The organism is Curtobacterium sp. MCBD17_030 (assembly GCF_003224255.1).
Lineage (GTDB): Bacteria > Actinomycetota > Actinomycetes > Actinomycetales > Microbacteriaceae > Curtobacterium.
Window position 1 is genome coordinate 51,976 of the sequence record NZ_QKLI01000015.1, and the last position, 24,727, is coordinate 76,702.

A 24,727-nucleotide genomic window follows, 5' to 3' on the forward strand; every position below is an offset into this window, starting at 1 on the left:
CGGCAGCCCGTCTGGATTTCCAGACACAGCCTCCAGACCAGTCAGGCGCGCAGCGCGGCCAACAGGTCCGCCGGCTCCGACTGCATGGTGTGCGGCCCGGCGATGTCGAAGAACACGCCCTCGAGCGAGTCGAGGTGTGCCGCCAGGAACTCCTCGAGCCGAGCGGCGTCGTAGACCATCACCTGCCGGAGCTTCTCGCCCGGCACCATCGCGGTGTACGCGTCCGCCGACGAGAACAGCAGCAGGATGCGCTTGTCCGAGTCCTCACGACCGAACACCCGGACCTGCATGTCCTTCTTCCCGGTGACGAGCCGCGGGACGATCACGATGTCGTTGCGCAGCGCATACGCCACCGCGGCGACGTCCTGCTTCGCGAGGGCTTCCTCGAGCTGTTCACTCCGGAAGCGCTGTTCCTTCTCTGCCATCGCCCCTAGTCAAGCAGCATGCGAGTGCGCACGGGTCCGGTCAAACCGTCAGACAGGGGAGGGCGGGACCGCTTCAGTGCACCCGGCCGGCCTGCACCGCGTGCGTCCGGGTGCGCAGGTCAGCGGCGAACTGGGTGGTCTCCGGCCCGAGTTCATCGTCGGGCGCGGACTGCACCAGGACGCCGATCGCGGGGGCGAGCATGAAGCTCGACGTCGCCGCCATGCCGTAGTCGTCCACCGAGGGGACATCGACACGATCGGCGAGTCCGGACTGGGCCAGGGCTGTGGCGTAGTCGAGCACGGCGTATGCGGCCTCATCGCTCGTCATGACCGAGGCGACCCCGTAGATGAGGTACTTCATTGCCCAGCCTTCCGTCGATGTCCGTGACGCTGCGCCGCGGTCGCCGTCACGAAGTCGCCCGTCGTCCTGTAGACGCACTCAGCAGGCGCGCTTCGCGGTGATAACTCAGACAACGTCACTACTTTCGCCTCAATCGCAGTCGCGGGAACTTTCGTTGCACGGCCGAAGGGCTGTTCCTGATGGGGAAGCAGCTCTCATGCCGGCACCATCGCCCACCCTCTACCGCCCGACCGCTCCCCGGACCCCCGGAGCGCCGACACCGACCTCGACGTACAAGGACCTGCTCGAGCGGGTCCGAACCGAAGGTCTCCTCGAACGCCGGACCGGCTTCTACTGGGCGGTCTTCGCGTCCCTCGTCGTCGCCACCGCCGCGACCCTCGGCGTGTCCGCCCTACTCGGCGCGTCGTGGTTCCAGTTGATCCCCGCCGGGGTCCTGGGTGTCCTCTTCACGCAGTTCGCGTTCCTCTCGCACGAGGCGGCACACCGCCAGATCTTCGCCTCGCGCAAGTGGAACGACCACGCCGGTCGCTGGATCGGCGTCTTCGTCGTCGGCCTGTCGTACTCGTGGTGGATGAACAAGCACAACCGCCACCACGGCAACCCGAACACGATCGGCAAGGACCCCGACATCGCCCCGGACGGCGTGGTCTTCATCGAGGAGGACGCCCAGCAGCGGCGCGGGTTCCTCCGGAAGCTCGCGATGGTCCAGGGGTGGGCGTTCTTCCCGCTCCTGACGCTCGAGGGCGCCAACCTGCACTGGCTGTCAGTCCGTGCCGTCGTCACCGGCAAGGCCGCGAAGGGCACGGCGAGGGAGCGCCGCCTGGAGGCCGTGCTGCTCGTCGCACGCTTCGGTCTGCTCGCCTGGTTCGTCTTCGCGGTGATGCCGCTGGGCATCGGTTTCGCGTTCCTCGCGGTCCAGATGGCGGTCTTCGGTGTCATGATGGGAGGGTCGTTCGCGCCCAACCACAAGGGCATGCCGGTCATCGCCGAGGGGGCCAAGATAGATTTCTTCTCGCGTCAGGTCCGAACTTCCCGTAACATCACTGGTGGCGTGTGGGTGGACCACCTGCTGGGTGGTCTCAACCACCAGGCAGAGCACCACCTGTTCCCGAGCATGGCGCGGCCCAACCTGCGTCGTGCGAAGGCCCTCGTGCGTGAGCACTGCGAACAGCACGAGGTCCCGTACACGGAGACTTCACTCTTCCGCTCCTACGGGATCGTCGTCCGGTACCTCAACCGAGTCGGTCTCGCAGCGCGCGACCCGTTCACCTGCCCGATGGTCAGTGCCTACAGATTGCACTGAACCTCTGATCTCCGTCACCCCGCACGATGCCGGGTGTCGCACACAACTCGATGGCAACGTCGTCGAAACCCGCGGTGGTGGAATTCTCTCGCCGCGCACGTAAGAAAGTAAGGAACGCCGAAATGGCAACTGGAACTGTCAAGTGGTTCAACAACGAAAAGGGCTTCGGCTTCATTGCGCCGGACGACGGCAGCGCTGACGTCTTCGCCCACTTCTCCGCGATCGGTGGCAACGGCTACAAGTCGCTCGAGGAGAACCAGAAGGTCGAATTCGAGATCACCGAGGGCCGCAAGGGCCCGCAGGCGGAGAACATCACCGTCATCGGCTAGTACCGGTCTTCGTGAGCGCCGGGACTGAGGAGCGATCCTCGGGCCCGGCGCTTCGTCGTTCCCGCCCCGATGTCCTCAGTTCAGGACGAACTGCACCGACTCCGCCGACGTGATCTCCCCCACCGCGACCTGCAGGTGGTAGCTGGCTCCCCCGCCCGTCACCGAGGCGCGTGCGGTGTCGCAGGTGGTCGCCGAGGACCGGGTGCGGTCCCAGGCGATGGCGGGCGTGGTGAGCTCCTGGCCGGCCTTCAGGGTGACGTCCTGGTCGGTGCCTCCGGTCTGGCAGTCCTTCGACGACCAGTACTGCTCCGTGCCCGAGGTGATGGTGAGCACCTGCTGCGCGGACCCGAGGTCCATGTGGCACGAGTTCGACCCGGTGTTCTTGATCGACATCGCGACCTGGGGGTCCTCGCCGGCTGCGTAGACGCGCTTGTCGAGCACCGGGGTGAGTTCGATCTGGTGCGGGTCGCAGGCCGCGCCGTCCTTGCGGGCTGCGGCGGACGGGGCCGGCGAAGACTTCGGCGCGCCCGAGGCGGCATCCGACGCGCCAGAACCGCCAGCCCCGCCAGAGCCGGTGGAGGAACCAGCTGCTGCCGAGGAAGCCCCGGCACCCGGCGTCGGACCGGCCGCGGGGGCTCCGTTGCCACGACCGACGACGATGAGCACGACGACGACCACGACGAGCAGGACCACCCCGAGCACCAGGGCTCGGCGGCGCCAGTAGGTGCCGGGACGCTCGGGGCCGACGGGATGGCGGAACGACGACATGCGCACAGGGTAGACATCCGTGCGAGCCCGGAGGAGGTCCCTCGCCGGGCGGCCGGTCAACCCGTCAGAGGATCTTCAGCATGCGGGTGTTGCCGAGCGTGTTCGGCTTCACCCGGGCGAGGTCCAGGAACTCGGCGACGCCTTCGTCGGACGAGCGCACGAGCTCGGCGTACACCTCGGGTGGGACGACGGTCTCGCCGATCTCGAGGTAGCCGTGCTTGGCGAAGAAGTCGACCTCGAACGTCAGGCAGAAGATCCGGGCGACACCGAGCTCGCGGGCGTCGTGTTCGAGCGCCTCGAGCATGCGGTGGCCGACGCGCTTGTGGATCCAGTCCTGGTCCAGGGCCAGCGTGCGGACCTCGGCGATGTCGTCCCAGAACACGGCGAGGGCGCCGCAGCCGATCGGGACACCGTCGGGCCCTTCGGCGATCCGGAACTGCTGGATCGACCCGTAGAGGACGACGTTCTCCTTGCCGAGCAGGATCCGCCGGTCGACGTACGGCGCGATGAGCCGCTGGATGTGCGGGACGTCGGACGCGAGCGCCGGGCGCACCAGGATCCCGTGGTCGTCCCGTTCGGAGAACGCATGCCGTCCGTGCTCAGTCATCCGCTCCAGCCTACGTCTCCGCCAACCGCCTGGCCGCGCCGCACCCGGCCCCCGGCTGTACGCCGGCCCCGGCAGCCCCGGCAGCCCCGTCCGACCCGCCACGTCACACGACGTCATCGGGGGACATGCGTCAGGGCCCTGCACAGGCGCACCGGCCTACCGTCCGAGACACACCAGTACGACGAGCAGGAGGAGCACCACATGCCCCAGATCATCGAGACCGTCGACGTCAACGTCCCCGTCCGTGCCGCCTACGACCAGTGGACCCGCTTCGAGGAGTTCCCCACCTTCCTGGACGAGGTGGAGAAGATCGTCCAGGTCGACGACACCACGACCGACTGGACCGTCAAGGTCGCCGGTCAGGAGCGTTCGTTCCGCGCCCTGATCACCGAGCAGCACCCGGACGAGCGTGTCGCCTGGACCGTCAAGGACGGCGAGACCGAGCACGCCGGTGTGGTCACGTTCCACAAGCTCTCCGACACAGAGACCCGCGTCACCGTGCAGATCGACTGGGAGCCGTCCGGCATCCTCGAGAAGCTCGGCTCCGCGGTCGGCGTCGGCGGCCACGCCGTGAAGAAGGACCTGCAGAACTACAAGGAGCGTGTCGAGGCCGCCCCGATCAGCGACGGCTGGCGCGGCGACGTCCAGGCCTGACGCCTGACCGCCTGACCGCAGACAGACGGGAGGCCCGGTACCAGCTGGTACCGGGCCTCCCGTCTGTCGTGTCGCTGGGCTGACTAGCCCTCGATCTCCGGCGCGGGCGCCTCAGGCGCCTTCTCGAGCGAGGGAGCGCCGGCGAGGACCTCTTCGCGGCCCGGCTGACGCCCGGTCTCGAAGGTGAACGCACCGTCCACGAAGCCGACCTTCACGTGGTCGCCGGCCGTGAGCTCACCCTGCAGGATGTGCTCGGACAGCTGGTCCTCGACCTCGTGCTGCATCGCACGACGCAGCGGGCGGGCACCGAGGGACGGGTCGAACCCGACCTTGATGAGCTGCTCCTTGGCCGGGAGCGAGAGCTCGACGGTCATGTCGCGGTCGAGCAGGCGGTCGGACAGGCGCTTCACGAACAGGTCCACGATCTGCAGCAGCTCGGGCTGTGACAGCTGCGGGAACACGATCGTGTCGTCGACGCGGTTCAGGAACTCGGGCTTGAAGTGCTTCTTCAGCTCCTCGTTCACCTTGCCGCGCATCCGGTCGTAGCCGACGGCCGAGTTGCCCTCGACCTGGAAGCCCACCGGGCCACCTGCGATGCCCTGCGAACCGAGGTTCGTGGTCATGATGATGACGGTGTTCTTGAAGTCGACCACGCGGCCCTGACCATCGGTCAGACGACCCTCTTCGAGGACCTGCAGCAGCGAGTTGAAGATGTCCGGGTGGGCCTTCTCGATCTCGTCGAACAGGACCACGGAGAACGGCTTGCGGCGCACCTTCTCGGTGAGCTGGCCGCCCTCTTCGAACCCGACGAACCCGGGAGGGGCACCGAACAGGCGCGAGACGGTGTGCTTCTCGCCGAACTCCGACATGTCGAGGGAGATCAGTGCGCCCTCGTCGTCGAACAGGAACTCCGCGAGCGCCTTGGCGAGCTCGGTCTTGCCGACGCCCGTGGGGCCGGCGAAGATGAACGAGCCCGAGGGGCGGTTCGGGTCCTTGAGGCCGGCACGGGTGCGGCGGATGGTCTTGGACAGGGCCGAGATGGCCTCTTCCTGACCGATGACGCGCTGGTGCAGTGCCTTCTCCATGAAGACGAGACGCGAGGTCTCCTCTTCGGTGAGCTTGAACACCGGGATGCCCGTGGCCTGCGCCAGGACCTCGGCGATGATGCCCTCGTCGACGGTGCCGGACGCGGCGACGTCACCCGCACGCCACTGCTTCTCGAGGCGGAGACGCTCACCGAGGAGCTTCTTCTCCTCGTCGCGCAGGCTCGCGGCCTTCTCGAAGTCCTGCTCCTCGATGGCGGCTTCCTTCGACCCACGGACCGTCGAGATCTTCTCGTCGAACTCGCGGAGCTCCGGCGGCGCCGACAGGATCGACAGCCGCAAACGAGCGCCGGCCTCGTCGATCAGGTCGATGGCCTTGTCGGGCAGGAAGCGGTCCTGCACGTAGCGGTCCGCCAGGTTCGCCGCGGAGACGATCGCGCCGTCGGTGATGGACACCTTGTGGAACGCCTCGTACTTGTCGCGGAGGCCCTTGAGGATGTTGATGGTGTGCGGCAGCGACGGCTCGTTGACCTGCACCGACTGGAAACGACGCTCGAGTGCGGCGTCCTTCTCGAAGTGCTTGCGGTACTCGTCGAGCGTGGTGGCACCGATGGTCTGGAGCTCGCCACGGGCCAGGAGCGGCTTGAGGATCGACGCTGCGTCGATCGCGCCCTCGGCGGCACCGGCACCCACGAGCGTGTGGATCTCGTCGATGAAGACGATGATGTCGCCGCGGGTGCGGATCTCCTTCGTGACCTTCTTGAGGCGCTCCTCGAAGTCACCGCGGTAGCGGGACCCGGCGATGAGCGACCCGAGGTCGAGCGAGTAGAGCTGCTTGTCCTTCAGCGTCTCGGGCACGTCGCCCTTGACGATCGCCTGGGCGAGGCCCTCGACGACGGCGGTCTTGCCGACGCCGGGCTCGCCGATCAGGACGGGGTTGTTCTTGGAGCGGCGGGAGAGGATCTGCATGACCCGCTCCATCTCCTTCTCGCGCCCGATGACGGGGTCGAGCTTGCCGTCGCGCGCGGCCTGGGTGAGGTTCCGACCGAACTGGTCGAGGACCTGCGAACCCTGCTGCTGGCCGTTCTGCTGCTGCTCGCCGCCGACGGCGACCGCTTCCTTGCCCTGGTAACCGGACAGGAGCTGGATGACCTGCTGGCGGACCCGGTTGAGGTCGGCGCCGAGCTTCACGAGGACCTGGGCTGCGACACCCTCGCCCTCGCGGATCAGACCGAGCAGGATGTGCTCGGTCCCGATGTAGTTGTGGCCGAGCTGCAGCGCTTCGCGCAGTGACAGCTCGAGGACCTTCTTGGCACGCGGCGTGAACGGGATGTGCCCGGTCGGCTGCTGCTGGCCCTGCCCGATGATGTCCTGCACCTGCTCGCGGACGGCATCGAGGGAGATACCGAGCGACTCCAGCGCCTTGGCGGCGACGCCCTCGCCCTCGTGGATGAGGCCGAGGAGGATGTGCTCCGTACCGATGTAGTTGTGGTTGAGCATCTTCGCTTCTTCTTGAGCGAGGACGACAACACGACGGGCCCGGTCGGTGAATCTCTCGAACATGTGCTCTCCCTTGGCCCCGAACGAACCGGGGCCGACAGCCGGACTCGTGTGAGTCCGGTCACGTACATCGAGACTAACCAGCGCTCCCCGTCAGGGCTGCCCCTGTTCGCCGTGGGCGTGAACCCCGTGCGTGTGCTGCGCGCCGCGGCCTGGAGGCCCCTCCCGACTCCCCGGGACACCGTCCGTCCGGCGGCACTCGCGCCCGGCTCGGAGGGCTCGCCGGTACGATCCGGGGCATGGAGCAGCCCGTCGTCGGCCTCGTCGTCCACCCCTCGAAGAACGTGCAGGAGTCCGTCGAGGTCCTGGACCGCTGGAACGCGTCCGGAGCCGGGCGCCTGGTCGCGCGGCGGATCGACGCCGCTCGCCTGGGTAGCGCGATCGACGCGGTGGACGACGACGAGTTCACGGACACCGTCGACCTGGTCGTCGCACTCGGTGGTGACGGCACGATGCTCGGTGCGATGCGCCTCGTCGCCCGGCGCCCGGTCCCGGTGCTCGGGGTGAACTACGGCAACGTCGGGTTCCTGGTCGAGATCGAACCACCCGAGCTCGAGTCCGCGCTCGAACGGCTCTCCGCCGGCCAGTACCAGCTCGAACCGCACCACGCCCTCGAGGCCCGGCTCTCCTGGGGTGGTGCCCGGACCGACTACCTGGCGTTCAACGACATCACGATCGTCCGCCGTCCCGGTGCCGGGCAGGTGTCCGCGGACCTCAGCGTCGGCGGGCTCATGTACGGGTACTACCGCGCCGACGCCGTCGTCGCGGCGACGCCCGCCGGGTCCACCGCCTACAACTACGCGGCGGGAGGCCCGGTCCTGTCCCCCGCACTGTCGGGGTCCGTCGTCACGCCGGTGGCCCCGATGGCGGGGATCGACCGCTCGGTGGTGCTCGCCGCCCGTGAGCGCTACCGGTTCGACATCGCCGAGGGCACCCGCAGCGCGGCCCTCGAGGTCGACGGGCTCGTCGTCGGCGAGGTCGCCACCGGCGCGCAGTTGGAGGTCCGGCTCCGCAAGGACGCCGGCAGCGTGGTCCGGCTGGACGCCGAACGGCACGGTCGGACCGGGCGCCTCAAGCTCGGCCTGTTGGACCTGCCGCTCCGACCGGACCAGCTCATCGAGTTGATCCCGCACGACCTGCGGCAGAAGCTGCACCGGGAGACCGAGGACTGACGCGATCCGCGCCTCCCGGCCGGCGACCCCACGCCAGGGCCCTGGGGACGGCGGAAGGCCCGCCCGGTTCGCACCGGACGGGCCTTCGCTCCCATCACCCCACAGGGCGTCGTCCCACGGACGACCCGGATCCCCGCACCGGTCCCTGACAGGACCAGCCGAAGTCTGCTGACCTACTCGGTCAGGTACAGCTGCATGTCCTGCGAGACGGCCTTCGCGAACAGGCGCAGCTTCGCACGCGACTCGACACGGCTGACCGCCTGTCGGGTGGTGTGCACGATCTTCGAGATCTCGTCGAGCGTCATCGGCTTGTCGTCGTCCAGGCCGTAGCGCATGCGGATCACGTTGGCCTCGTCGCTCGGCAGCTCGGCGACGATGGAGCGGATGTCGCGGTGCAGCAGCGTCGTCTCGGTGAGCTCGTTCGGGCTCGCGGCGTCCTCGTCCTCGATGAAGTCACCGAGTTCGCTGTCGTCCGAGTCACCCACGACCGTGTGGATCGAGACCGGCTCGTGCGAGCGGCCCTTGAGGTCGACGAGTTCCTCGACGCTCATGCTCAGCTCGGCGGCCACTTCCTCCGGCATCGGCGCACGGCCGAGGTCGACGGTCAGGTCACGCTCGGTGCGCGAGATCTTGTTGATCAGCTCGACGGTGTGCACCGGGATGCGGATGGTTCGCGCCTTGTCGGCGAGACCACGCGAGATCGCCTGGCGGATCCACCAGGTGGCGTAGGTCGAGAACTTGTAGCCCTGCGTGAAGTCGAACTTCTCGACCGCACGGACCAGGCCGAGGTTGCCCTCCTGGATGACGTCCATGAACGGCAGGCCGCGCTGGGAGTAGCGCTTGGCGATGCTGACGACCAGGCGGAGGTTCGAGGTGATCATGCGCTCCTTGGCGCGCTCACCGTCGCGGACGAGCCAGCGGAGTTCGCGCTCGAGGGACTTCTCGAGGCCGGGCTCGGTGTGGAGCTTCTCCTCGGCGAACAGGCCGACCTCGATGCGGCGGGCGATGTCCGCCTCTTCCTCAGCGGTCAGCAGTGCGAGACGGCCGATGTGACGGAGGTAGTCGCCGACCTGGTCGACGGATGCGCCGCGGACGCCGGCGAGCTGCTCGTCGGCCTCGACCTCGGCGACGGTGTCGAGCGTGGTGGCCTCGGCGGAGGTGGTCTTGGTCGCTGCCTTCTTGGTGCGGCGCGAGGTGGTGCTGGGTGCGGCCGTTGCGATCGCCATGGTGACTCTCCCTGCCTGTGACGGTGATGGTCCTTCGTGGGCTGAGACCGAGTTTGGCGGGCCGGAGGTGTACCCCACAAACCACGGCGAGCGATTCTCAGGCTTCTCCGTGCTTCGCCATCGGGGGACACCGGGTCGGGGTACACCTCGTCACGGCGGTTGTCGCTCTCGATCCCCGCGGTGCTGCCGATCGAAGCGGAATCACAACGGTGTGACTCCCGAGCCGGACCGAGGGGGACACGTGTACCCCGGGGTGCAACGCCTTCCGGACAGCGAAAAAGGGGTACGTCGCGCCGGATCCAGAGATCCAGCTGACGTACCCCGAAGGAATGCCCGCGGACGATGACGGGCCCGGTGTCACCAGGAGGGTTCGAGCCACCCGTCACGGTTCTTCGAGACCTCGAGGTCCGGGTCGCGGTCGAACTCGTCGTACTCGCTCTCGATGTCACCGACGAGACTGCGGGACGCGGTGGGATGCAGGATGGACATGCCGAGGATGCTCGCACCGCCGGGCGTCGGCGGGGTGAACGGTGGGTGACGGTCAGGACACCAGGACAAGAGGACCCCAGGTCACTCGCGTGGGTGCCCCGTCGCGGACGCGATCGAGGGCGGGACTACTCGGCGCTGGTCGGCGCGGTCGTCGTCACGCCACGCTCGCGCTCGAACCGGGCACGCTCTTCGGCCTCGATCTTCGTGTACGCGGCACGCTCGGTCCGATCGGCACGGATGATCGCGCGCATGATGAACCAGAAGATGAGACCGAGCAGGATCGTCGGGGTCAGGGCGAAGACGACTCCGGAGACGATTCCATGCGGCATGGTCCCATCGTACGTCGTGCTGCCCGCGGATCGAGCTCGCAGGCTCCCTCGGGGCTGGCGTCGCGCGCCGCTGGCGCGTCGCTCTGAGCTCCAGCGCCCTACTTGACCAGCGGGAAGAGGATCGTCTCGCGGATGCCCAGGCCGGTGATCGCCATGAGCAGCCGGTCGACACCCATGCCCATGCCACCCGACGGCGGCATGGCGTGTTCGAGTGCCCGCAGGAACTCCTCGTCGACGCGCATCGCCTCCGGGTCACCGCCAGCGGCCAGGCGGGCCTGCTCGACGAACCGCTCCCGCTGGACGACCGGGTCGACGAGCTCCGAGTACGCCGTGGCGAGCTCGAAGCCACGGACGTAGAGGTCCCACTTCTCGACGACGCCCGGACGGGTGCGGTGCTGCCGGGTCAGGGGCGAGGTGTCGACCGGGAAGTTCATGACGAACGTCGGGGCGTACAGCTCGTCGCCGTTGAAGTGCTCCCAGAGCTCTTCGACGTACTTGCCGTGTGTGGCGTGTGCGACCTCGACACCCTCGGCGTCGGCGAGCGCCTGCAGCTCGGACAGCGGCGTCTCCGGGGTGATCTCGTGGCCGGACGCCTCGGACAGTGACTCGTACATGTCGAGTCGTGCCCACTCACCGCCGAGGTCGTAGTCGCTGCCGTCGGGCAGGGTGACGACCAGCGAGCCACCGGTGACCGCGCGGGCGGCGTTCTGGACCAGCTCCTGGGTCAGGTCGGCCATCTGCTCGTAGTTGCCGTACGCCTGGTAGGCCTCGACCATGGCGAACTCGGGCGAGTGCGACGAGTCGGCGCCCTCGTTGCGGAAGTTGCGGTTGATCTCGAAGACCCGGTCGATGCCCCCGACGACCGCCCGCTTGAGGAAGAGCTCGGGCGCGATACGCAGGAACAGTTCGGTGTCGAACGCGTTGGAGTGCGTGACGAAGGGCCGGGCAGAGGCGCCGCCGTGCTGGGTCTGCAGCATCGGCGTCTCGACCTCGAGGTACTCGTGGGACGTGAAGGTGTCGCGGAGCGAGGACATCACGGCCGCGCGGGCCCGGACGGTCTTCCGGGCGTCCTCGCGCACGATGAGGTCGAGGTACCGCTGCCGGACCCGGGTCTCCTCGTTGAGCTCGTTGTGCAGGTTCGGCAACGGCAGGATCGCCTTCGCCGCGATCGCCCAGTCGTCGACCATGATGCTCAGCTCCCCGCGGCGGGAGGAGATCACGCGGCCGTGCACGAACACGTGGTCGCCGAGGTCGACGAACTCCTTCCAGCGGGCCAACGACTCGTCGCCGACCTCGGCCAGGGAGACCATCGCCTGGATGCGCGAGCCGTCGCCGGACTGCAGCGACGCGAAGCAGAGCTTGCCGGTGTTGCGGGAGAACACGATGCGGCCGGCCACGCCGACGACGTCCTGCGTCTCCTCGCCGGTCTCGAGGTGCGCGTACTGCTCGCGGACCGCGGGGATCGTCGTGGTGATCGGGAGCTCGGCCGGGTAGGCCTCGATCCCGGACTCCAGCAGGCGCGCGCGCTTGTCCAGCCGGACCTGACGCTGCTCGCTGGTCTCCTGCTCGGCCAGTGCGGCGGCGTCGGCGACCGCGGTCTCGGTGGTGGCGGGGGCGGTCTCGTCGGTCATGCTGGTGCGGCTCCGGAGGTCGTGGGGGATCGCGTCGATGCTACCCGCCCGGCCGTGTCCGGCCGGGACGCCGGACGGACGGCGCACACGGCGGTCCGGGCTCGCGGCCGGGTTCAGATCGCGGACTGACCGTCGGCCGCCGTGAGCGCGTTGTCGACCGCCGACCGGACGAGTGCCCCGAGGACGCGCCCCGGGTGCTCGACACCGATGCCGGACAGGGTGCCGGCGGACTGGTCGACGATCGCCGTCGAGAAGCTCACGGCCGCCCGGACCGCGTCGGCGTAGGCGGGGCGGTCCCGCTCGGCCACGACGAACGGCTCGGCACCCATCTCGACCACCAGGGCCTGCGCGATCGGCAGCACCGGCGCGGGAGCGGTGACGGCGCAGTACGCGTCCCGCAGCCGGCTCAGGTCGACGCTCGTCCCGGTGAAGGCCATCGCGGGGTGGATCGCGAGCGGGATCGCCCCGGCACGCATCGCCGGCGCGAGGACGTCGACCCCGTGGTCCGGACTCGTGTGCACGACGAGCTGCCCGGGCTGCCAGATCCCCGCGTCCGACAGTCCCTGCACGAGCGACGGCAGCTGGTCGTCCGGCACCGCCAGGAGCACGAGTTCGCTGCGCTCGACGAGCTCCGGCGTGCCGAGCACAGGCGCGCCGGGGAGCATCGCCTCGGCACGGTCGCGGCTCGCCTCGGAGACGGCGGTGATCCCGACGACGGCGTGCTCGGCGTTCGCGAGCGCGGCACCCAGCACGGGGCCGACGCGTCCGGCGCCGATGATCCCGATGCCGAGTCGTCCGGCCCTCACCGCACGGCTCCGGGTCCGGGGACGGCGGTCCAGACGGGAGGCCCGTCCTGCGTCAGCCACGCGGGTGCGGCGGGCGCGGCACCGGTCCACTGCCCGGGCATCTGCCCTGCAGCGTGCGCGGGCTCCTGCGCGTGGCGACCCGGCGTACCGGAGGTGGGTCGGGCCTCCTGGCCGTCACGCCAGCGGTGTGACGTGTCGGTCGCGGCGGCCTCGACGGCACGCTCGGTCGTGCCGGACCAGAGCCGCTGCGCGTCCCCGGCGTCGAGCGCACCGACGCGGGCGGAGACCGGACCGCTGACGGTGTGCACGTGCACCGAGGCCAGGCGGAGTGCGCGCTCCAGCGGCCCCTGCGTGACCTTGACGCTCTGGACACGCGGCAGCGGCACGACCACGAGCGAGCGCCAGACCGCGCCGAGCCGGAGCAGCACCGCGCCGGGCACGAAGCGGTAGCCGTTGCGGGACGCCGACAGCGGGCGCAGCCAGCGACCCCGTCGGGGTGAGTGCACGAAACCGCCGCGGTCGCCGCTCGTGGTGAGACTGTCGTCGACGACACCCACGGCCTCGGCGGACCCCTCGCGCAGGCGTTCCATCGACGCCTCCGGACCGACGACGGCCGAGCCGACGAGCTCGGGCAGGATGATCTCGAGGACCTGCCGGACCTCGGCTGCGGTACCGACCGGCAGCACGATCGACGAGACCTGCTGGTTCGTGGACGCCCCGTTGCCGGCGTTCGTCGCCCGGTTGATGCGGATGTCCCACCAGCCGAACGGCCGCCACAGCAGCGGCTGCGCGACGCTCACGGCGTGGATGCGCCCCGGCGGCAACGTCTCGTTCGAGGTCGAGAACAGGCCGAAGCCGATCCGGATGCCGTCCCGGGTGTCCGCGATCGTGTAGCGCAGCGACTTCGAGAACTTGCGGACGTAGTAGCCGCCGGCACCGATGACGGCCGGGAACAGCGACACGAGCAGGAAGTACTGCCCGGTCAGGCTGATGCTCACGATGATCGCGACGACGAGCAGCAGGATCACCACGGTCGTGCCGGAGAGCAGCATCGACCCGATCAACCGACCCGGGTGGACGCGGACCACCCGGGTGGCGTGCACGGCCTCGGGGTCGAGCTCGGGTGCCAGGAACTCGTCCACCCGGCCCTGCAGGACGCCGCCCCCCGGACCGGCGGACCGGGGCTGGTCGGTGTCCTTCGCGCCCGAGGCGAGCACCAGGATGCGTTGCCGCAGGTCGTCGGCGGCCTTCGCTCCGAGGTAGGCGAGCTGCACGTTCGCGTCGTTGCCGGCCTGCGCGACCTCGAGCTTGGCGGTGCCGAAGACCCGCGCGATCAGCGGACGCGAGATGTTGATCCCCTGGATCCGGTCGAGCCGGGCCTTGCGGTGGGTCCGGAAGACCACGCCGGAGCGGACCTCGACGATCTCGCCCGTGACCCGGAACTCGTGCATCCGCCAGGACAGGTAGAACAGGCCGATCAGCACCAAGAGCAGCACCGCCACCCCGAGCAGCACCCAGCCGACGACACCGTGCTCGTACACGTAGCGGACCGGGTCGCCGTCCTCCTGCGGCCCGCCTTCGCCGGGGATGAAGACCTCGACGATCTGGTCGCGGAGGTTGTTGAGCACGTAGCCCAGGATCACGACGAGGAAGATGCCGCCCTTGAGCAGCGGTGTGAGCGGGTGCAGCCGGTGCCACTCGCCGTCGGTCAGGGGCGCGGCCGCGGCGGCGTCGCCCTTGCGCGGCGGTGCGGGGATCGAGGCGTCCGGTCGGAACGACACGTGCGACCTACAGCCCGGCGCGACGGGACTCGGCGAGCTCGACCAGTCGGTCGCGGAGGTCGTCCGCCTGACCGGCCGGGATGCCGGGGATGCGGATGTTCGACGACGCGGCCGCGGTCACGAACTTCAGCTCGCTCATGCCGAGCACCCGGTCGAGCGGGCCCCGGTTGACGTCCACGAGCTGCAGTCGGCCGTACGGCACCGCGGTGAAGCGCTGCCACATCAGTCCGCGGCGCAGCACCAGGTCGTCGTCGCGCAGGGCGTACCCGATCGACCGGATGCGTCGCGGGGTGAGCGCTGCCGTGACGACCGCGATGGCCGCGACGACCGCACCGATGACGAACCAGACGAGTCCGGCCGTCCCGCCGGTCCCGCCGCTGGCGACGCCGATGAGCACCAGGCCCGCCGTGACGACGCCGCCGATCACGATCGTCGCGATGAGGTCGGTCCAGACGAGCTTCGCCGAGACCCGCGTCCAGGTGATGCCGTCGAGGCCCATGCCGGCGTCGTCGAGTCGGCGTGGTTCGTCCATCCGATGGGGTTCGTCGAGTTCGGGCGGCATCGGGGTCTCCTGGTCTGCGGTGGTCGGTCCGCGTCGACCGACCGGGCCGGTCACACCGTGGTGCTGCCCCGCCCGTCGTGGTCGTCCTCGTCCGTCGGCGGCGCGATGCACATCCGCTCGGCGACGAGGGCGCACACGGTCAGCACGATCCCGCCGCCGAACGCCACCGCGTTCGGCAGGGTCGAGCCTAGCGAAGGCAGGACGGACCGGGACAGGAGGTACACGAGCAGCCCGAGGGCGAACGCGCCGAACAGCGCCCCGCAGATGCTCGACGCCTTCGCCAGGAACACCACCCGTGTCGCGTACATCGGGTCCACCCGGCGTCCGTCGTTCCGGCCCCGGGTCTGTCGACGGATCGGCGCGGCCATGAACAGCAGGGCGATGCCGATGAACACCAGCGTCAGGCCGAGGGGGACCGACATCAGGAGCGTCGGCGACTGCCGGGCGGTCAAGGCGGTGTCGACCGCGAAGCCGGCGACGGCCGCGACGACGGCGACACCGATCAGGGTGGAGGCCCGGGTCGGCTTCACGGGGTCACCTCCTGCGCGGCGCGGCCGAACAGGCGGGGTTCGTCGACCCGGTCCGTGTCGTCGCCCAGCGCCGCGAGCAGGGTCGTGACGGACCCGTGGCCCGGCAGCACCGCCTCCGGGTCGGCGTCCGCCCAGGGTGCGAGCACGAACGCCCGCTCGTGGGCGCGCGGGTGGGGCACGGTGAGTGTGTCGGTGTCGATCCGCAGGTCGTCGAGGGCGATCACGTCGAGGTCGAGCGTCCGGTCACCCCAGCGGACCTCGCGGGTGCGGCCGTGCTCGTCTTCGATGCCGTGCAGGGCGTCGAGCAACTCCTGCGGAGCCAGGTCGGTCTCGACGACCACGACGCCGTTCCGGTACCGCGGCTTCGTCGTGTCGAGGCCGTCCAGGGTGAGGGCGACGGACTCGACCTCACGGCTCGAGGCCACCGGACGGACACCGGGCAGCGCGGCGACGGCGGCCGCTGCGGCACGGAGGGTGCTCCCCCGGTCGCCGAGGTTCGCACCGAGGGCGATGACGGCGCGCGTCACGCTTCTTCCTCGAGCGGAGCGCTCTCGGCGACGGCCGCGTCGTCAGGGCGCACCGTGGACTCGCGCCGGATGGTGATCGACACGTCGGTGAACCGCACGGTGATCGGTGCCTGCGGCTTGTGCACCGTGACCTCGGTCGCCAGGGCGGCACGGTGCGTCAGGACGGCCGCGGCGATCCGCTCCGCCAGCGTCTCGATGAGGTCGACCGGGTCACGTTCGATCTCGGCGACGACCTGCTCGGCGAGCACGCCGTAGTGCACGGTCTCGGCCAGGTCGTCCGAGTCGGAGGCGGCGGTCGCGTCGACCTCGACCGCGACGTCGACGACGAAGTCCTGTCCGTCGGCGCGTTCGTGGTCGAAGACCCCGTGGTGCCCGCGTGCGCGGACTCCGACGAGGCGGATGGTGTCCCTCATGATCGAGCTGCCCTCCAGGCGTCCCAGACGTCGAGTACGGCGCGGGTCGGCGCCGGGTCGTGCACACGGACGCCCCAGGCGCCGCGTTCGGCCGCGAGCAGGCTGATCGCCGCCGTGGCCAGGTCCCGTTCGGCCGGGGGTGCCCCGGCCGCACTGCCGACGCCGTCCAAGAACCGCTTGCGGGACGCCGCGACCAGGACCGGCAGACCGATCGAGGCGAAGCGTTCGTAGCCCGCCAGGATCTCCCAGTTCTGCTGCCCGCGCTTGGCGAACCCCAGGCCCGGGTCGATGACGACCTGCTCCTGGCGCACCCCGAGGACGATGAGTTCGGCGACCCGGAGTTCGACCTCGCGTCGGACCTCCTCGACGGCGTGGGTGTACTCGGCGTTCCGGTACATCCGGTCACTGTGGCCGCGCCAGTGCATGACGACGAAGCCCACGCCGGTCTCGGCGACGACCCGGGACATGTCCGGATCGACGAGCCCACCGGAGACGTCGTTCACGATCACGGCACCGAACTCGACCGCACGTTCGGCGGTGCTGGCGTTCATCGTGTCGACACTCACCGCGATCCCCTCGGAGACCAGCTGCTGCACGACCGGCAGGACGCGCTCCTGCTCGACGTCCACCGGGACCCGTTCCGCACCGGGTCGGGTGGACTCCCCGCCGACGTCGACCAGGTCGGCCCCGTTCGCGACCAGGTGCCGGGCGTGGTCGAGTGCCGCGTCGACGGCCAGGTGCAGACCGCCGTCGCTGAACGAGTCGGGGGTGACGTTGAGGATCCCCATCACGCGGGTGCCCTGGGGGGTGGAGCGACCGCGGCGACGGCCGGTCACGATCTCCGGCACCGGTGCGGGTGCTCGGAGGTCGATCGCGACCGTCGCCGGCGCTGCTGCTGCTTCGCGGGCCCGGCTCGCCTCGGCGAGCCGACGCGACCGTCTCGTCGGCAGGTCGGTCATGCCGGCCTACGCGGGGGCGATACCGGGGTTGCCGAACGGACGGTGACGACGCGGCTTCGAGGCGTCGATCCCGACGGGTTCCTCCGCCATCGCGGCGGCCTTGCCCGGGACCTCGATCGCGGGCAGGTCACTCACCGGACGCTTGTCGCTCGAGAGCCACTGCGGGCGCTCGGGCAGCTTGCGGACGTCCTTGAAGATCTCCACGAGCTCCGGGGCGTCGAGCGTCTCCTTCTCGAGGAGTTCGCCGGCCAGGCGGTCGAGGATGTCGCGGTTGGCGTTGAGCACCTGGTAGGCCTCGTCGTGCGCGGCCTCGAGCAGGGCGCGGGTCTCGGCGTCGACGGTCTCGGCGATGTTCTCCGAGTAGTCGCGACCGGTGCCGCCGCTCATGTCACGGCCGACGAACGGCTCGCTGGACCCGGAGCCGAGCTTGACGGAACCGACCGCCTGGCTCATGCCGTACTCGGTCACCATCTTGCGGGCGGTGCCGGTGGCCTTCTCGATGTCGTTCGACGCACCCGTGGTCGGGTCGTGGAACACGATCTCCTCGGCGACACGGCCACCCATGGCGTACGTCAGCTGGTCGAGCAGTTCGTTGCGCGTGACGGAGTACTTGTCCTCGAGCGGCAGGACCATCGTGTAACCGAGGGCCCGACCACGCGGGAGGATCGTGATCTTCGTCACCGGGTCGGTGTGGCGCATCGCTGCGGCCGCCAGGGCGTGACCACCCTCGTGGTAGGCGGTGATGAGGCGCTCCTGGTCGGACATGATCCGGGTGCGGCGCTGCGGACCCGCCATGACGCGGTCGACGGCTTCGTCGAGCGCACGGTTGTCGATGAGCTGCGCGTTCGACCGGGCGGTCAGCAGCGCGGCCTCGTTGAGGACGTTGGCCAGGTCGGCACCGGTGAAGCCCGGCGTCTTGCGGGCGAGGAGCTCGAGGTCGACGCTCGCGGCGAGCGGCTTGCCCTTCGCGTGCACCTCGAGGATCTGCTTGCGACCCTGCAGTCCGGGCGCGTCGACGCCGATCTGCCGGTCGAAGCGGCCCGGGCGCAGCAGCGCGGGGTCGAGCACGTCGGGACGGTTCGTCGCGGCGATCAGGATGACGTTCGTCTTGCCGTCGAAGCCGTCCATCTCGACGAGGAGCTGGTTCAGCGTCTGCTCGCGCTCGTCGTTGCCGCCGCCGATGCCGGCGCCACGGTGACGCCCCACGGCGTCGATCTCGTCGATGAAGACGATGGCGGGCGAGTTCTGCTTCGCCTGGTCGAAGAGGTCACGGACGCGGCTCGCGCCGACACCCACGAACATCTCGACGAAGTCCGAACCGGAGATCGAGTAGAACGGCACCCCGGCCTCGCCGGCGACGGCGCGGGCGAGCAGGGTCTTGCCGGTTCCGGGAGGGCCGTAGAGGAGCACGCCCTTCGGGATCCGGGCACCGACGGCCTGGAACTTCGCGGGCTCCTTGAGGAACTCCTTGATCTCGTGCAGTTCCTCGATGGCCTCGTCCGCACCGGCGACGTCAGCGAAGGAGACCTGCGGGTTCTCCTTGTTGTTCATCTTGGCCTTGGACTTGCCGAACTGCATGACCTTCGAGCCGCCGCCCTGGGCGCTCGAGAGCAGGAACCAGAACAGGGCGCCGATGAGCAGGAACGGCAGCAGCGTCAGCAGGAGCGACACGAGGACGTTCGACTGCTGGACGTGGTCGTTGTAGCCCTTGGGCAGGTCGGCCTGCGACACCGCCTCGACGACCTCGGTGCCACGGGGGGTCGAGTAGTAGAACTGCTCGGTGCCACCGTCGTTGCGGAGCGTGAGGTCGACGCGCTGCTCGGTGGAGTTGACGACGGCCGACGAGACCTTGCCGTCCGAGAGCTGCTCGAGACCCTTCTGGGTGGAGATCTCCTGGGTGCCGGACTGGGCGATGAACGTCCATCCGACGAAGATCCCCACGACTGCGAGCAGTATCCAGATGTACGGCCCGCGGAGGATGCGCTTGAAGTCCATGTGATCCGGGCCCGACGGCCCGACACCTTTCTGCTGCCTGAAGTGCGTGCCGCTCAGCATACGGCCGTCACTCTGTGGCGAGAATGGGTGTCCTCTGCGGGCGAACTCCACGCATCAGGAGCATCGCCCTGCGGACGACGCCCCTGACGCCCGCCGCCTGACGTCCCGGTCGCACCCGACGTCGCGGGCGGATCAGGAGTAGACGTGCGGCGCGAGGATGCCGATGCCGCGCAGGTTGCGGTAACGCTCGTCGTAGTCCAGGCCGAACCCGACCACGAACGCGTCCGGGATCTCGAAGCCGGCGTACTTGACGTCCACCTCGACCTTGGCGGCCTCGGGCTTGCGGAGCAGGGCGACGATCTCGACGCTGGCGGCCCCGCGGGACTGCAGGTTCTGCTTGAGCCAGGACAGCGTCAGACCGGAGTCGATGATGTCCTCGACGATGATGACGTCGCGGTCGTGCAGGTCGGTGTCGAGGTCCTTGAGGATCCGCACCACACCGGACGACTTCGTGCCGGAGCCGTAGGACGACACAGCCATCCAGTCCATCCGCGCCTGCATCTTGAGGTGGCGGGAGAAGTCGGCCATGACCATGACAGCGCCCTTCAGCACGCCGACGAGGAGCGGGTCGCGCCCGGCGTAGTCCCGGTCCACCGCCGCGGCGAGTTCGGCGATCTTGTCGTCGATCTGCTCGGGGGTGAAGAGCACTTCGGAGAGGTCGGCCTGCACGTCGGAGAGTTCCACCGGACCAGCCTAACCGCCCGAGTGCGGCTCCCTGGCGGCGAACGACACCCGTTCGCCCGCCCGCGTGGCCCGGACACCGGGCAGGTCGATCGGTCCCTGGCCGTGCCAGTCGGTCACGAGCCGGCAGACCTCGAGCGTCTGCAGTCGGGACAGGGTCACGCCGAACTCGCTCTCGACCGCCAGTCGGACGAGTCGCTGCCGGAGGGCCGGCGGGTTCGCGGCGAGCTGCGGCACGGACAGCGAGATGCCGGCCTCGGAGTGCTCGGCGAGGTCCTCCGCCATCTCCTCGGCGAAGTGGTCGAGGGCCGCGGAGTCCTCGCGCAGCTGGTCGGCGGTGCGAGCCAGGGCCTCCGGCACACCGGGTCCGAGCTCCCGCTCGAGGACCGGCATCAGCGCGTTCCGCACCCGCACCCGCGTGTACGCCGGGTCCTCGTTCTGGGGGTCGTCCCACGGGTCGAGTCCGGAGGCGGCGCAGGCCTGACGCGTGGTCGCCCGACGCAGCGCGAGCATCGGCCGCGCGAGCGACGGCCCCGGCCGGTCCGGCCGCACCAGCGGCGCCATGCCGGTCAGGCTGTCCGGTCCGCTCCCCCGCAGCAGGCCGAGCAGGACCGTCTCGGCCTGGTCGTCGAGCGTGTGGCCGAGGAGCACGAGGGGTGACCACTCGGCGGCCGCGACCGACGTGATCGAGGCGTATCGGGCCTCCCGGGCGGCGGCTTCCGGACCACCCGCGGTCCCGACGTCGACGCGGTCCACGACGACCGGCGCCAGCCCGAGCGAGGCGGCCTGCCGGGAGGCCCGTGCCGCGACCGCCTCGGAACCCGCCTGCAGCGCGTGGTCGACCACGACCGCGCCGGCGCGCAGGCCCTGCTTCGGCGCCTCGAACGCGGTGGCCGCCGCGAGGGCCAGCGAGTCGGCTCCGCCGCTCAGCGCCACCAGGACGAGGTCGCCCGGTGTGACGACCTGTTCGTCGAGCGCGCGGGCGAGCGCGGTGCGGACCGCCAGACGGACGGCGGCGACGGCGGGGTCCAGCCGGGGACGCTCGGAGTTCACCCGGTAACGTTAGCCGGGCCGTCCCGACGGCCGACAGACCACCACCGGAAGAACCAAGGAGTGCACATGGCCGCGTACGACGTCGTCGTCGAGATCCCCAAGGGCAGCCGCAACAAGTACGAGGTCGACCACGAGACCGGTCGCGTGTACCTGGACCGCGTGCTCTTCACCTCGTTCGTCTACCCGACGGACTACGGCTTCTTCGAGAAGACCCTGGCCGACGACGGCGACCCCGTCGACGCGCTGCTCCTCCTCGAGTTCCCGACCTTCCCCGGCGTGGGCGTCAAGGTCCGCCCGGTCGGCGTCTTCAAGATGAGCGACGAGGCCGGCAAGGACGAGAAGGTCCTCGTCGTCCCCGCGAAGGACCCGCGCTGGGCGCACATCCAGGACATCGCGGACGTCCCGGAGCAGACCAAGGCCGAGATCGCGCACTTCTTCGAGCGCTACAAGGACCTCGAGCCGAACAAGTGGGTCAAGGCCGAGGGCTGGGGCGACGCTGCCGAGGCCGAGGCCATCGTGCAGGCCGGCCAGGCCGCGTACGTGCCCGCGGGTCACTGACGCTCGTCTGCTGACGCGCGAACGGCCCGGTCCCCTCGTGGGGCCGGGCCGTTCTGCGGTGTTCGGGGCTAGAGCGCGCCGCTCGGACGGGCGACGTACGGCAGGAGCTGGCTCGGGGTCCACACCGCACGCTCGACGACGCCGACACCCGGACGGGCGGCCTCGACCATCCGCCCGTTGCCGGTGTAGATCGAGTCGTGGTAGCCGCCGGACGCCGCACCGTTGTTCGAGTAGAACAGGATGTCGCCCGGCTGGCGCTGCGACAGCGGCACCAGGCGGCCGATCGAGCCGAAGTAGTTGTACTGCCAGACGACGTTGTGCCCACCGGTCGTGATGCCCTGCGAGTTGTAGGCCATCATCACCAGGCCGGAGCAGTCCCAGACGTTCGGGCCGGCACCACCCAGGACGTAGGCCTTGCCGAGCTGTCCGCGGGCGTACGCGATCGCGCCAGCGGCCTTGGACGGGCTGCTGACGACCGGGGCCGGCGCGGGCGCGGGAGCCGCCGGCTTCGGGGCTGCGGGCTTCGGTGCTGCGGGCTTCGGGGCAGGTGCGGCCGGCTGCGGTGCGGGCTGTGGGGCCGCGGGCTTCGGGGCGGCCGGCTTCGGGGCGGCTGGCTTCGGCGCTGCCGCGGTACCACCCGAGGGCGCGGACGACGAGGGGTTCGACGTCGACGGGTTCGAGGTGACGGGCTTCGACGCGGGCGGGACGTCGGTCGTCGACCCGCCGGGACCGTCCGTGCCGCCGTTCGCTGATGCGGGACGCGCCGCGTCGCGCTTCGCCTGGGCGGCGAGCTGGATCTCGGCCTGCTTCGCCTGCTGCGCCGACCAGTACGCCTGCTCGGTGGCCACCGAGGTGCCCTTGATGAACGCGAGCTGCTCGAGGACCTCGTCCTGCTTCGCCTGCCCGGACGCCAGCGCGGACTGTGCGTTCGCGGCGACGTCGTTCGCGCTGTCGAGCGCGTCCTTCGTCTTCTCGGTCGCGGCGGTCAGGGCCTTCGTCGCCTGCCGCTGTTGCGCGGCGAGGGCGTCCACGGTGCGCTGGTCCGACTGCGCCTTGTCGAGCACGGTCGCGGACCGCTCGGACAGGTGCGTCATGGTGCCGACCTGGTACAGCAGGTCCTTCGCGTCGCGGGAGTCGACGAGCATCGACGTGGACAGGTCACCGCCACCCGAGCGCGAGAGCTCGACGACGAGGGCCGCGACCTGGCCGGCGGACCGCTTCGCCGCCGCCTTGGCACGCTTCGCCTGACCGGTGAGACCGTCCAGCGTGTCCTTGGCCTCCTGCTGCTGCGACGCCGCGAGGGAGTACCGCTGCCCGGCCTCCTGCACCGTGGCGCCGGTGCGGTCCACCGTGGCCTGGAGGCTCGACATGCGTGCCGTCAGGGCGTCGACCGTCCGCTGCTTCGCGGCCTGGTCGTCCTTCGCCGCCTGCACGTCCTTCCACGACGGAGCGGACGGGGCCGCCTGCGCCGGGACGGCCACCACGAGCGAGAGCCCGAGGCTGAGCATCGAGACGGTGGCGAGACCGCAGACGAGGGAACGTGCAGGCTTCTTCATGCGGGTCAGTGCCTCCTGGCAGTGCTCGTGCTCATACCGAGATCCCCCGCGCTGCCATGAAGGGGACGGGATCGACGGCGGCGCCGTTCACCCGGGTCTCGAAGTGCAGGTGACAGCCGGTCGACCAGCCGGTCGAACCGACCTGGGCGATCTGCTGTCCGGCGGTGACGTGCTGGCCGGCGGCGACCATGATGCCGCCGTTCACGATGTGCCCGTAGGCCGTCGAGATGCCGCCACCGTTGTCGAGGACGACCTCGTTGCCGTAGCCGCCGCCGTTGCCCGCGAAGGTCACGGTGCCGGACGCTGCGGCGTAGATCGGCGAGTAGCAGGCCGGGGCGAGGTCGACGCCCGCGTGCAGTGTGTAGACGTGCGTGTACGGGTCGACGCGGAGGCCGTAGGGGCTCGACTGGAAGCCGGCGGCCGGGCGTACCCAGCCGGACGAGTTCGCGGCGCCGCCGCCGGTCGCGCCGCCACCGGACGCCGGGACGCCCGCGGTCGCTGCGGCCGGGAGGGCCCGGGCGGCTGCGGCCGCCGCGGCGGCGCGCTCCCGGGCGAGACGCGCCTGGCGCTCCTTCTCGATCTTCACGCCCTTCTCGTACCCGGCCTGCGTCGTCTTCGTCTTCGACGTCAGGAGGGCGAGTTGGGCCTCCAGGCGGTCCTGGTTGGCGGCCTGGGCGGCCACGGCGGCCTGCGCCTGGTCCGCGGCGGTCTGCGCGGCGCGCATCTTCGCCTGGGCCTGGGCGGCGAGCACGCCGAGCGCGTCCTCGGCGACCTTCGACTTGTCGGCGAGGGCCTGGGCCGTCCCGCGGTCCTGGCTCGCCTCGGAGTAGATGCCGTCCGCCTGCTCGGTGAGCTTCGACATGGCGCCGAGCTCGTAGAGCAGGTCACCCGAGGCAGAGGGCTTGGTGAGGAGGTCCGTGGTGACGTCCTGTGAACTGGAGCGGCCGAGCTGGGCGGCGAGCTGGCCGGCCTGCGCCTCGGAGGCTGCCGCGGTCTTCTCGGCGTCATCCGCCTGCGACTGGAGCTTCCGCTGTTCGAGCGCCTTGCGGTCGTAGTCCGTCTGCGCGTCCTGGTACGCCGTACCGGCTGCGGCGGCGGCCTTCTCCTTCGCGGCTGACTGCGACTGCAGTTGCGCGATGAGGCCCCTGATCTCGGTGACCTTGGCGGCCTGGTCCGACTGCGACTGCTTGGCGGCCTGCACGTCGTCCCAACTCGGGTACGTCGCGGCCGAGGCAGCACCCGACGGCACGAGGGCGACGAGGGCCCCGGCGGCGAGCACGACTGCGACCCCGGCGGCCAGCAGACGGCGGCGGGGGCGAGCGGGGAGTGGATCTCGTCCGACACCACGA

General features: G+C 70.2%; 26 protein-coding genes. 5 read left to right on the forward strand and 21 right to left on the reverse strand.

Features of this window, described 5'->3' with window-relative positions; translation table 11 throughout:
• Positions 1-41 precede the first annotated feature (41 nt).
• Positions 42-425, reverse strand: a complete 384-nt coding sequence (locus DEI89_RS12770; protein ID WP_110904437.1) for an SseB family protein — start codon at positions 423-425, stop codon at positions 42-44.
• Between the two features lie 73 nt (positions 426-498).
• Complete coding sequence (locus DEI89_RS12775; RefSeq protein WP_110904438.1) at positions 499-786, reverse strand: hypothetical protein; 288 nt, start codon at positions 784-786, stop codon at positions 499-501.
• Positions 787-982: 196 nt separating this feature from the next.
• Here DEI89_RS12775 and DEI89_RS12780 point away from each other — a divergent pair, with 196 nt between their 5' ends.
• Both DEI89_RS12780 and DEI89_RS12785 read left to right on the forward strand, forming a co-directional pair.
• A complete protein-coding gene (locus DEI89_RS12780; protein ID WP_110904439.1) occupies positions 983-2,089 on the forward strand; it encodes an acyl-CoA desaturase in 1,107 nt (368 codons plus the stop codon).
• 122 nt (positions 2,090-2,211) lie between these two features.
• Complete coding sequence (locus DEI89_RS12785) at positions 2,212-2,418, forward strand: cold-shock protein (RefSeq protein WP_065963953.1); 207 nt, start codon at positions 2,212-2,214, stop codon at positions 2,416-2,418.
• Positions 2,419-2,493: 75 nt separating this feature from the next.
• Here DEI89_RS12785 and DEI89_RS12790 read toward each other — a convergent pair whose 3' ends face one another.
• Both DEI89_RS12790 and DEI89_RS12795 read right to left on the reverse strand, forming a co-directional pair.
• Positions 2,494-3,186: a hypothetical protein gene (locus DEI89_RS12790; RefSeq protein ID WP_110904440.1), complete on the reverse strand. Its 693-nt coding sequence runs from the start codon at positions 3,184-3,186 to the stop codon at positions 2,494-2,496.
• Between the two features lie 64 nt (positions 3,187-3,250).
• Positions 3,251-3,793, reverse strand: a complete 543-nt coding sequence (locus tag DEI89_RS12795) for an amino-acid N-acetyltransferase (RefSeq protein WP_181421642.1) — start codon at positions 3,791-3,793, stop codon at positions 3,251-3,253.
• A gap of 201 nt (positions 3,794-3,994) precedes the next feature.
• Between DEI89_RS12795 and DEI89_RS12800 the strand changes: the two genes are divergently transcribed.
• Positions 3,995-4,447 (forward strand): SRPBCC family protein, encoded by a 453-nt coding sequence (locus DEI89_RS12800; protein ID WP_110904441.1) that lies wholly within the window; start codon positions 3,995-3,997, stop codon positions 4,445-4,447.
• Positions 4,448-4,530: 83 nt separating this feature from the next.
• On the opposite strand, the gene DEI89_RS12805 is transcribed toward DEI89_RS12800, so the two are convergent.
• Complete coding sequence (locus tag DEI89_RS12805; protein WP_110904442.1) at positions 4,531-7,053, reverse strand: ATP-dependent Clp protease ATP-binding subunit; 2,523 nt, start codon at positions 7,051-7,053, stop codon at positions 4,531-4,533.
• Between the two features lie 236 nt (positions 7,054-7,289).
• Between DEI89_RS12805 and DEI89_RS12810 the strand changes: the two genes are divergently transcribed.
• The gene (locus tag DEI89_RS12810) at positions 7,290-8,222 is read left to right on the forward strand and encodes an NAD(+)/NADH kinase (RefSeq protein WP_110904443.1); all 933 of its coding nucleotides are present in this window, start codon (positions 7,290-7,292) and stop codon (positions 8,220-8,222) included.
• A 173-nt stretch (positions 8,223-8,395) separates the two neighbouring features.
• Here the strand turns inward: DEI89_RS12810 and DEI89_RS12815 are convergent, their stop codons facing one another.
• From DEI89_RS12815 to tilS, 14 genes are all read right to left on the reverse strand, one after another.
• Entirely contained in the window at positions 8,396-9,448 is a 1,053-nt protein-coding gene (locus DEI89_RS12815; protein ID WP_110904444.1) for a sigma-70 family RNA polymerase sigma factor, read from the reverse strand.
• 357 nt (positions 9,449-9,805) lie between these two features.
• Entirely contained in the window at positions 9,806-9,937 is a 132-nt protein-coding gene (locus tag DEI89_RS18135) for a hypothetical protein (RefSeq protein WP_258366217.1), read from the reverse strand.
• Between the two features lie 125 nt (positions 9,938-10,062).
• Entirely contained in the window at positions 10,063-10,266 is a 204-nt protein-coding gene (locus DEI89_RS12820) for a hypothetical protein (RefSeq protein ID WP_110904445.1), read from the reverse strand.
• 98 nt (positions 10,267-10,364) lie between these two features.
• Entirely contained in the window at positions 10,365-11,897 is a 1,533-nt protein-coding gene (lysS, locus tag DEI89_RS12825; protein ID WP_110904462.1) for a lysine--tRNA ligase, read from the reverse strand.
• A 113-nt stretch (positions 11,898-12,010) separates the two neighbouring features.
• Positions 12,011-12,703 (reverse strand): Rossmann-like and DUF2520 domain-containing protein, encoded by a 693-nt coding sequence (locus tag DEI89_RS12830; protein ID WP_258366218.1) that lies wholly within the window; start codon positions 12,701-12,703, stop codon positions 12,011-12,013.
• Entirely contained in the window at positions 12,700-14,484 is a 1,785-nt protein-coding gene (locus tag DEI89_RS12835) for a PH domain-containing protein (protein ID WP_110904446.1), read from the reverse strand. Before DEI89_RS12835 ends, DEI89_RS12830 begins: the two co-directional genes overlap by 4 nt.
• A gap of 7 nt (positions 14,485-14,491) precedes the next feature.
• Entirely contained in the window at positions 14,492-15,046 is a 555-nt protein-coding gene (locus DEI89_RS12840; RefSeq protein WP_258368904.1) for a PH domain-containing protein, read from the reverse strand.
• Positions 15,047-15,096: 50 nt separating this feature from the next.
• The gene (locus DEI89_RS12845; RefSeq protein ID WP_181421643.1) at positions 15,097-15,576 is read right to left on the reverse strand and encodes a DUF3180 domain-containing protein; all 480 of its coding nucleotides are present in this window, start codon (positions 15,574-15,576) and stop codon (positions 15,097-15,099) included.
• The gene (gene folK / locus DEI89_RS12850; RefSeq protein ID WP_110904448.1) at positions 15,573-16,103 is read right to left on the reverse strand and encodes a 2-amino-4-hydroxy-6-hydroxymethyldihydropteridine diphosphokinase; all 531 of its coding nucleotides are present in this window, start codon (positions 16,101-16,103) and stop codon (positions 15,573-15,575) included. Before folK ends, DEI89_RS12845 begins: the two co-directional genes overlap by 4 nt.
• Positions 16,100-16,516 (reverse strand): dihydroneopterin aldolase, encoded by a 417-nt coding sequence (gene folB, locus DEI89_RS12855; RefSeq protein ID WP_110904449.1) that lies wholly within the window; start codon positions 16,514-16,516, stop codon positions 16,100-16,102. Before folB ends, folK begins: the two co-directional genes overlap by 4 nt.
• Positions 16,513-17,475 carry a dihydropteroate synthase gene (folP, locus tag DEI89_RS12860; RefSeq protein WP_110904450.1) on the reverse strand — a complete coding sequence of 321 codons (963 nt, stop codon included), beginning with the start codon at positions 17,473-17,475 and terminating at the stop codon, positions 16,513-16,515. The genes folB and folP overlap by 4 nt, the downstream gene beginning before the upstream one ends.
• A 6-nt stretch (positions 17,476-17,481) precedes the next feature.
• Positions 17,482-19,470 carry an ATP-dependent zinc metalloprotease FtsH gene (gene ftsH, locus DEI89_RS12865; protein WP_110904451.1) on the reverse strand — a complete coding sequence of 663 codons (1,989 nt, stop codon included), beginning with the start codon at positions 19,468-19,470 and terminating at the stop codon, positions 17,482-17,484.
• A 192-nt stretch (positions 19,471-19,662) separates the two neighbouring features.
• Positions 19,663-20,214, reverse strand: a complete 552-nt coding sequence (hpt, locus tag DEI89_RS12870) for a hypoxanthine phosphoribosyltransferase (protein WP_110904452.1) — start codon at positions 20,212-20,214, stop codon at positions 19,663-19,665.
• A gap of 9 nt (positions 20,215-20,223) precedes the next feature.
• The gene (gene tilS / locus DEI89_RS12875; protein ID WP_110904453.1) at positions 20,224-21,264 is read right to left on the reverse strand and encodes a tRNA lysidine(34) synthetase TilS; all 1,041 of its coding nucleotides are present in this window, start codon (positions 21,262-21,264) and stop codon (positions 20,224-20,226) included.
• Between the two features lie 66 nt (positions 21,265-21,330).
• On the opposite strand from tilS, the gene DEI89_RS12880 reads away from it, so the two are divergent.
• Entirely contained in the window at positions 21,331-21,822 is a 492-nt protein-coding gene (locus DEI89_RS12880) for an inorganic diphosphatase (protein WP_110904454.1), read from the forward strand.
• A 68-nt stretch (positions 21,823-21,890) separates the two neighbouring features.
• On the opposite strand, the gene DEI89_RS12885 is transcribed toward DEI89_RS12880, so the two are convergent.
• On the reverse strand, positions 21,891-23,378 hold the full coding sequence (locus DEI89_RS12885) for an NlpC/P60 family protein (RefSeq protein ID WP_110904455.1): 1,488 nt from the start codon (positions 23,376-23,378) through the stop codon (positions 21,891-21,893).
• A gap of 31 nt (positions 23,379-23,409) precedes the next feature.
• A partial coding sequence (locus tag DEI89_RS12890; protein ID WP_146236788.1) for a M23 family metallopeptidase occupies positions 23,410-24,727 on the reverse strand: 1,318 nt, incomplete at its 5' end.

Bases quoted from the DNA above. Each gene is read 5' to 3' on its own strand.
- DEI89_RS12805 (WP_110904442.1), bottom strand. From the start codon at position 7,053: ATGTTCGAGAGATTCACCGACCGGGCCCGTCGTGTTGTCGTCCTCGCT.
- folP (WP_110904450.1), bottom strand. From the start codon at position 17,475: ATGACCGACCTGCCGACGAGACGGTCGCGTCGGCTCGCCGAGGCGAGC.
- DEI89_RS12840 (WP_258368904.1), bottom strand. From the start codon at position 15,046: ATGCCGCCCGAACTCGACGAACCCCATCGGATGGACGAACCACGCCGA.
- DEI89_RS12795 (WP_181421642.1), bottom strand. From the start codon at position 3,793: ATGACTGAGCACGGACGGCATGCGTTCTCCGAACGGGACGACCACGGG.
- ftsH (WP_110904451.1), bottom strand. From the start codon at position 19,470: ATGGACTTCAAGCGCATCCTCCGCGGGCCGTACATCTGGATACTGCTC.
- folB (WP_110904449.1), bottom strand. From the start codon at position 16,516: ATGAGGGACACCATCCGCCTCGTCGGAGTCCGCGCACGCGGGCACCAC.
- DEI89_RS12880 (WP_110904454.1), top strand. From the start codon at position 21,331: ATGGCCGCGTACGACGTCGTCGTCGAGATCCCCAAGGGCAGCCGCAAC.
- DEI89_RS12775 (WP_110904438.1), bottom strand. From the start codon at position 786: ATGAAGTACCTCATCTACGGGGTCGCCTCGGTCATGACGAGCGATGAG.
- DEI89_RS18135 (WP_258366217.1), bottom strand. From the start codon at position 9,937: ATGTCCATCCTGCATCCCACCGCGTCCCGCAGTCTCGTCGGTGACATC.
- DEI89_RS12790 (WP_110904440.1), bottom strand. From the start codon at position 3,186: ATGTCGTCGTTCCGCCATCCCGTCGGCCCCGAGCGTCCCGGCACCTAC.
- DEI89_RS12810 (WP_110904443.1), top strand. From the start codon at position 7,290: ATGGAGCAGCCCGTCGTCGGCCTCGTCGTCCACCCCTCGAAGAACGTG.
- DEI89_RS12885 (WP_110904455.1), bottom strand. From the start codon at position 23,378: ATGAAGAAGCCTGCACGTTCCCTCGTCTGCGGTCTCGCCACCGTCTCG.
- DEI89_RS12815 (WP_110904444.1), bottom strand. From the start codon at position 9,448: ATGGCGATCGCAACGGCCGCACCCAGCACCACCTCGCGCCGCACCAAG.
- DEI89_RS12770 (WP_110904437.1), bottom strand. From the start codon at position 425: ATGGCAGAGAAGGAACAGCGCTTCCGGAGTGAACAGCTCGAGGAAGCC.
- lysS (WP_110904462.1), bottom strand. From the start codon at position 11,897: ATGACCGACGAGACCGCCCCCGCCACCACCGAGACCGCGGTCGCCGAC.
- DEI89_RS12780 (WP_110904439.1), top strand. From the start codon at position 983: ATGCCGGCACCATCGCCCACCCTCTACCGCCCGACCGCTCCCCGGACC.
- DEI89_RS12800 (WP_110904441.1), top strand. From the start codon at position 3,995: ATGCCCCAGATCATCGAGACCGTCGACGTCAACGTCCCCGTCCGTGCC.
- DEI89_RS12785 (WP_065963953.1), top strand. From the start codon at position 2,212: ATGGCAACTGGAACTGTCAAGTGGTTCAACAACGAAAAGGGCTTCGGC.
- DEI89_RS12820 (WP_110904445.1), bottom strand. From the start codon at position 10,266: ATGCCGCATGGAATCGTCTCCGGAGTCGTCTTCGCCCTGACCCCGACG.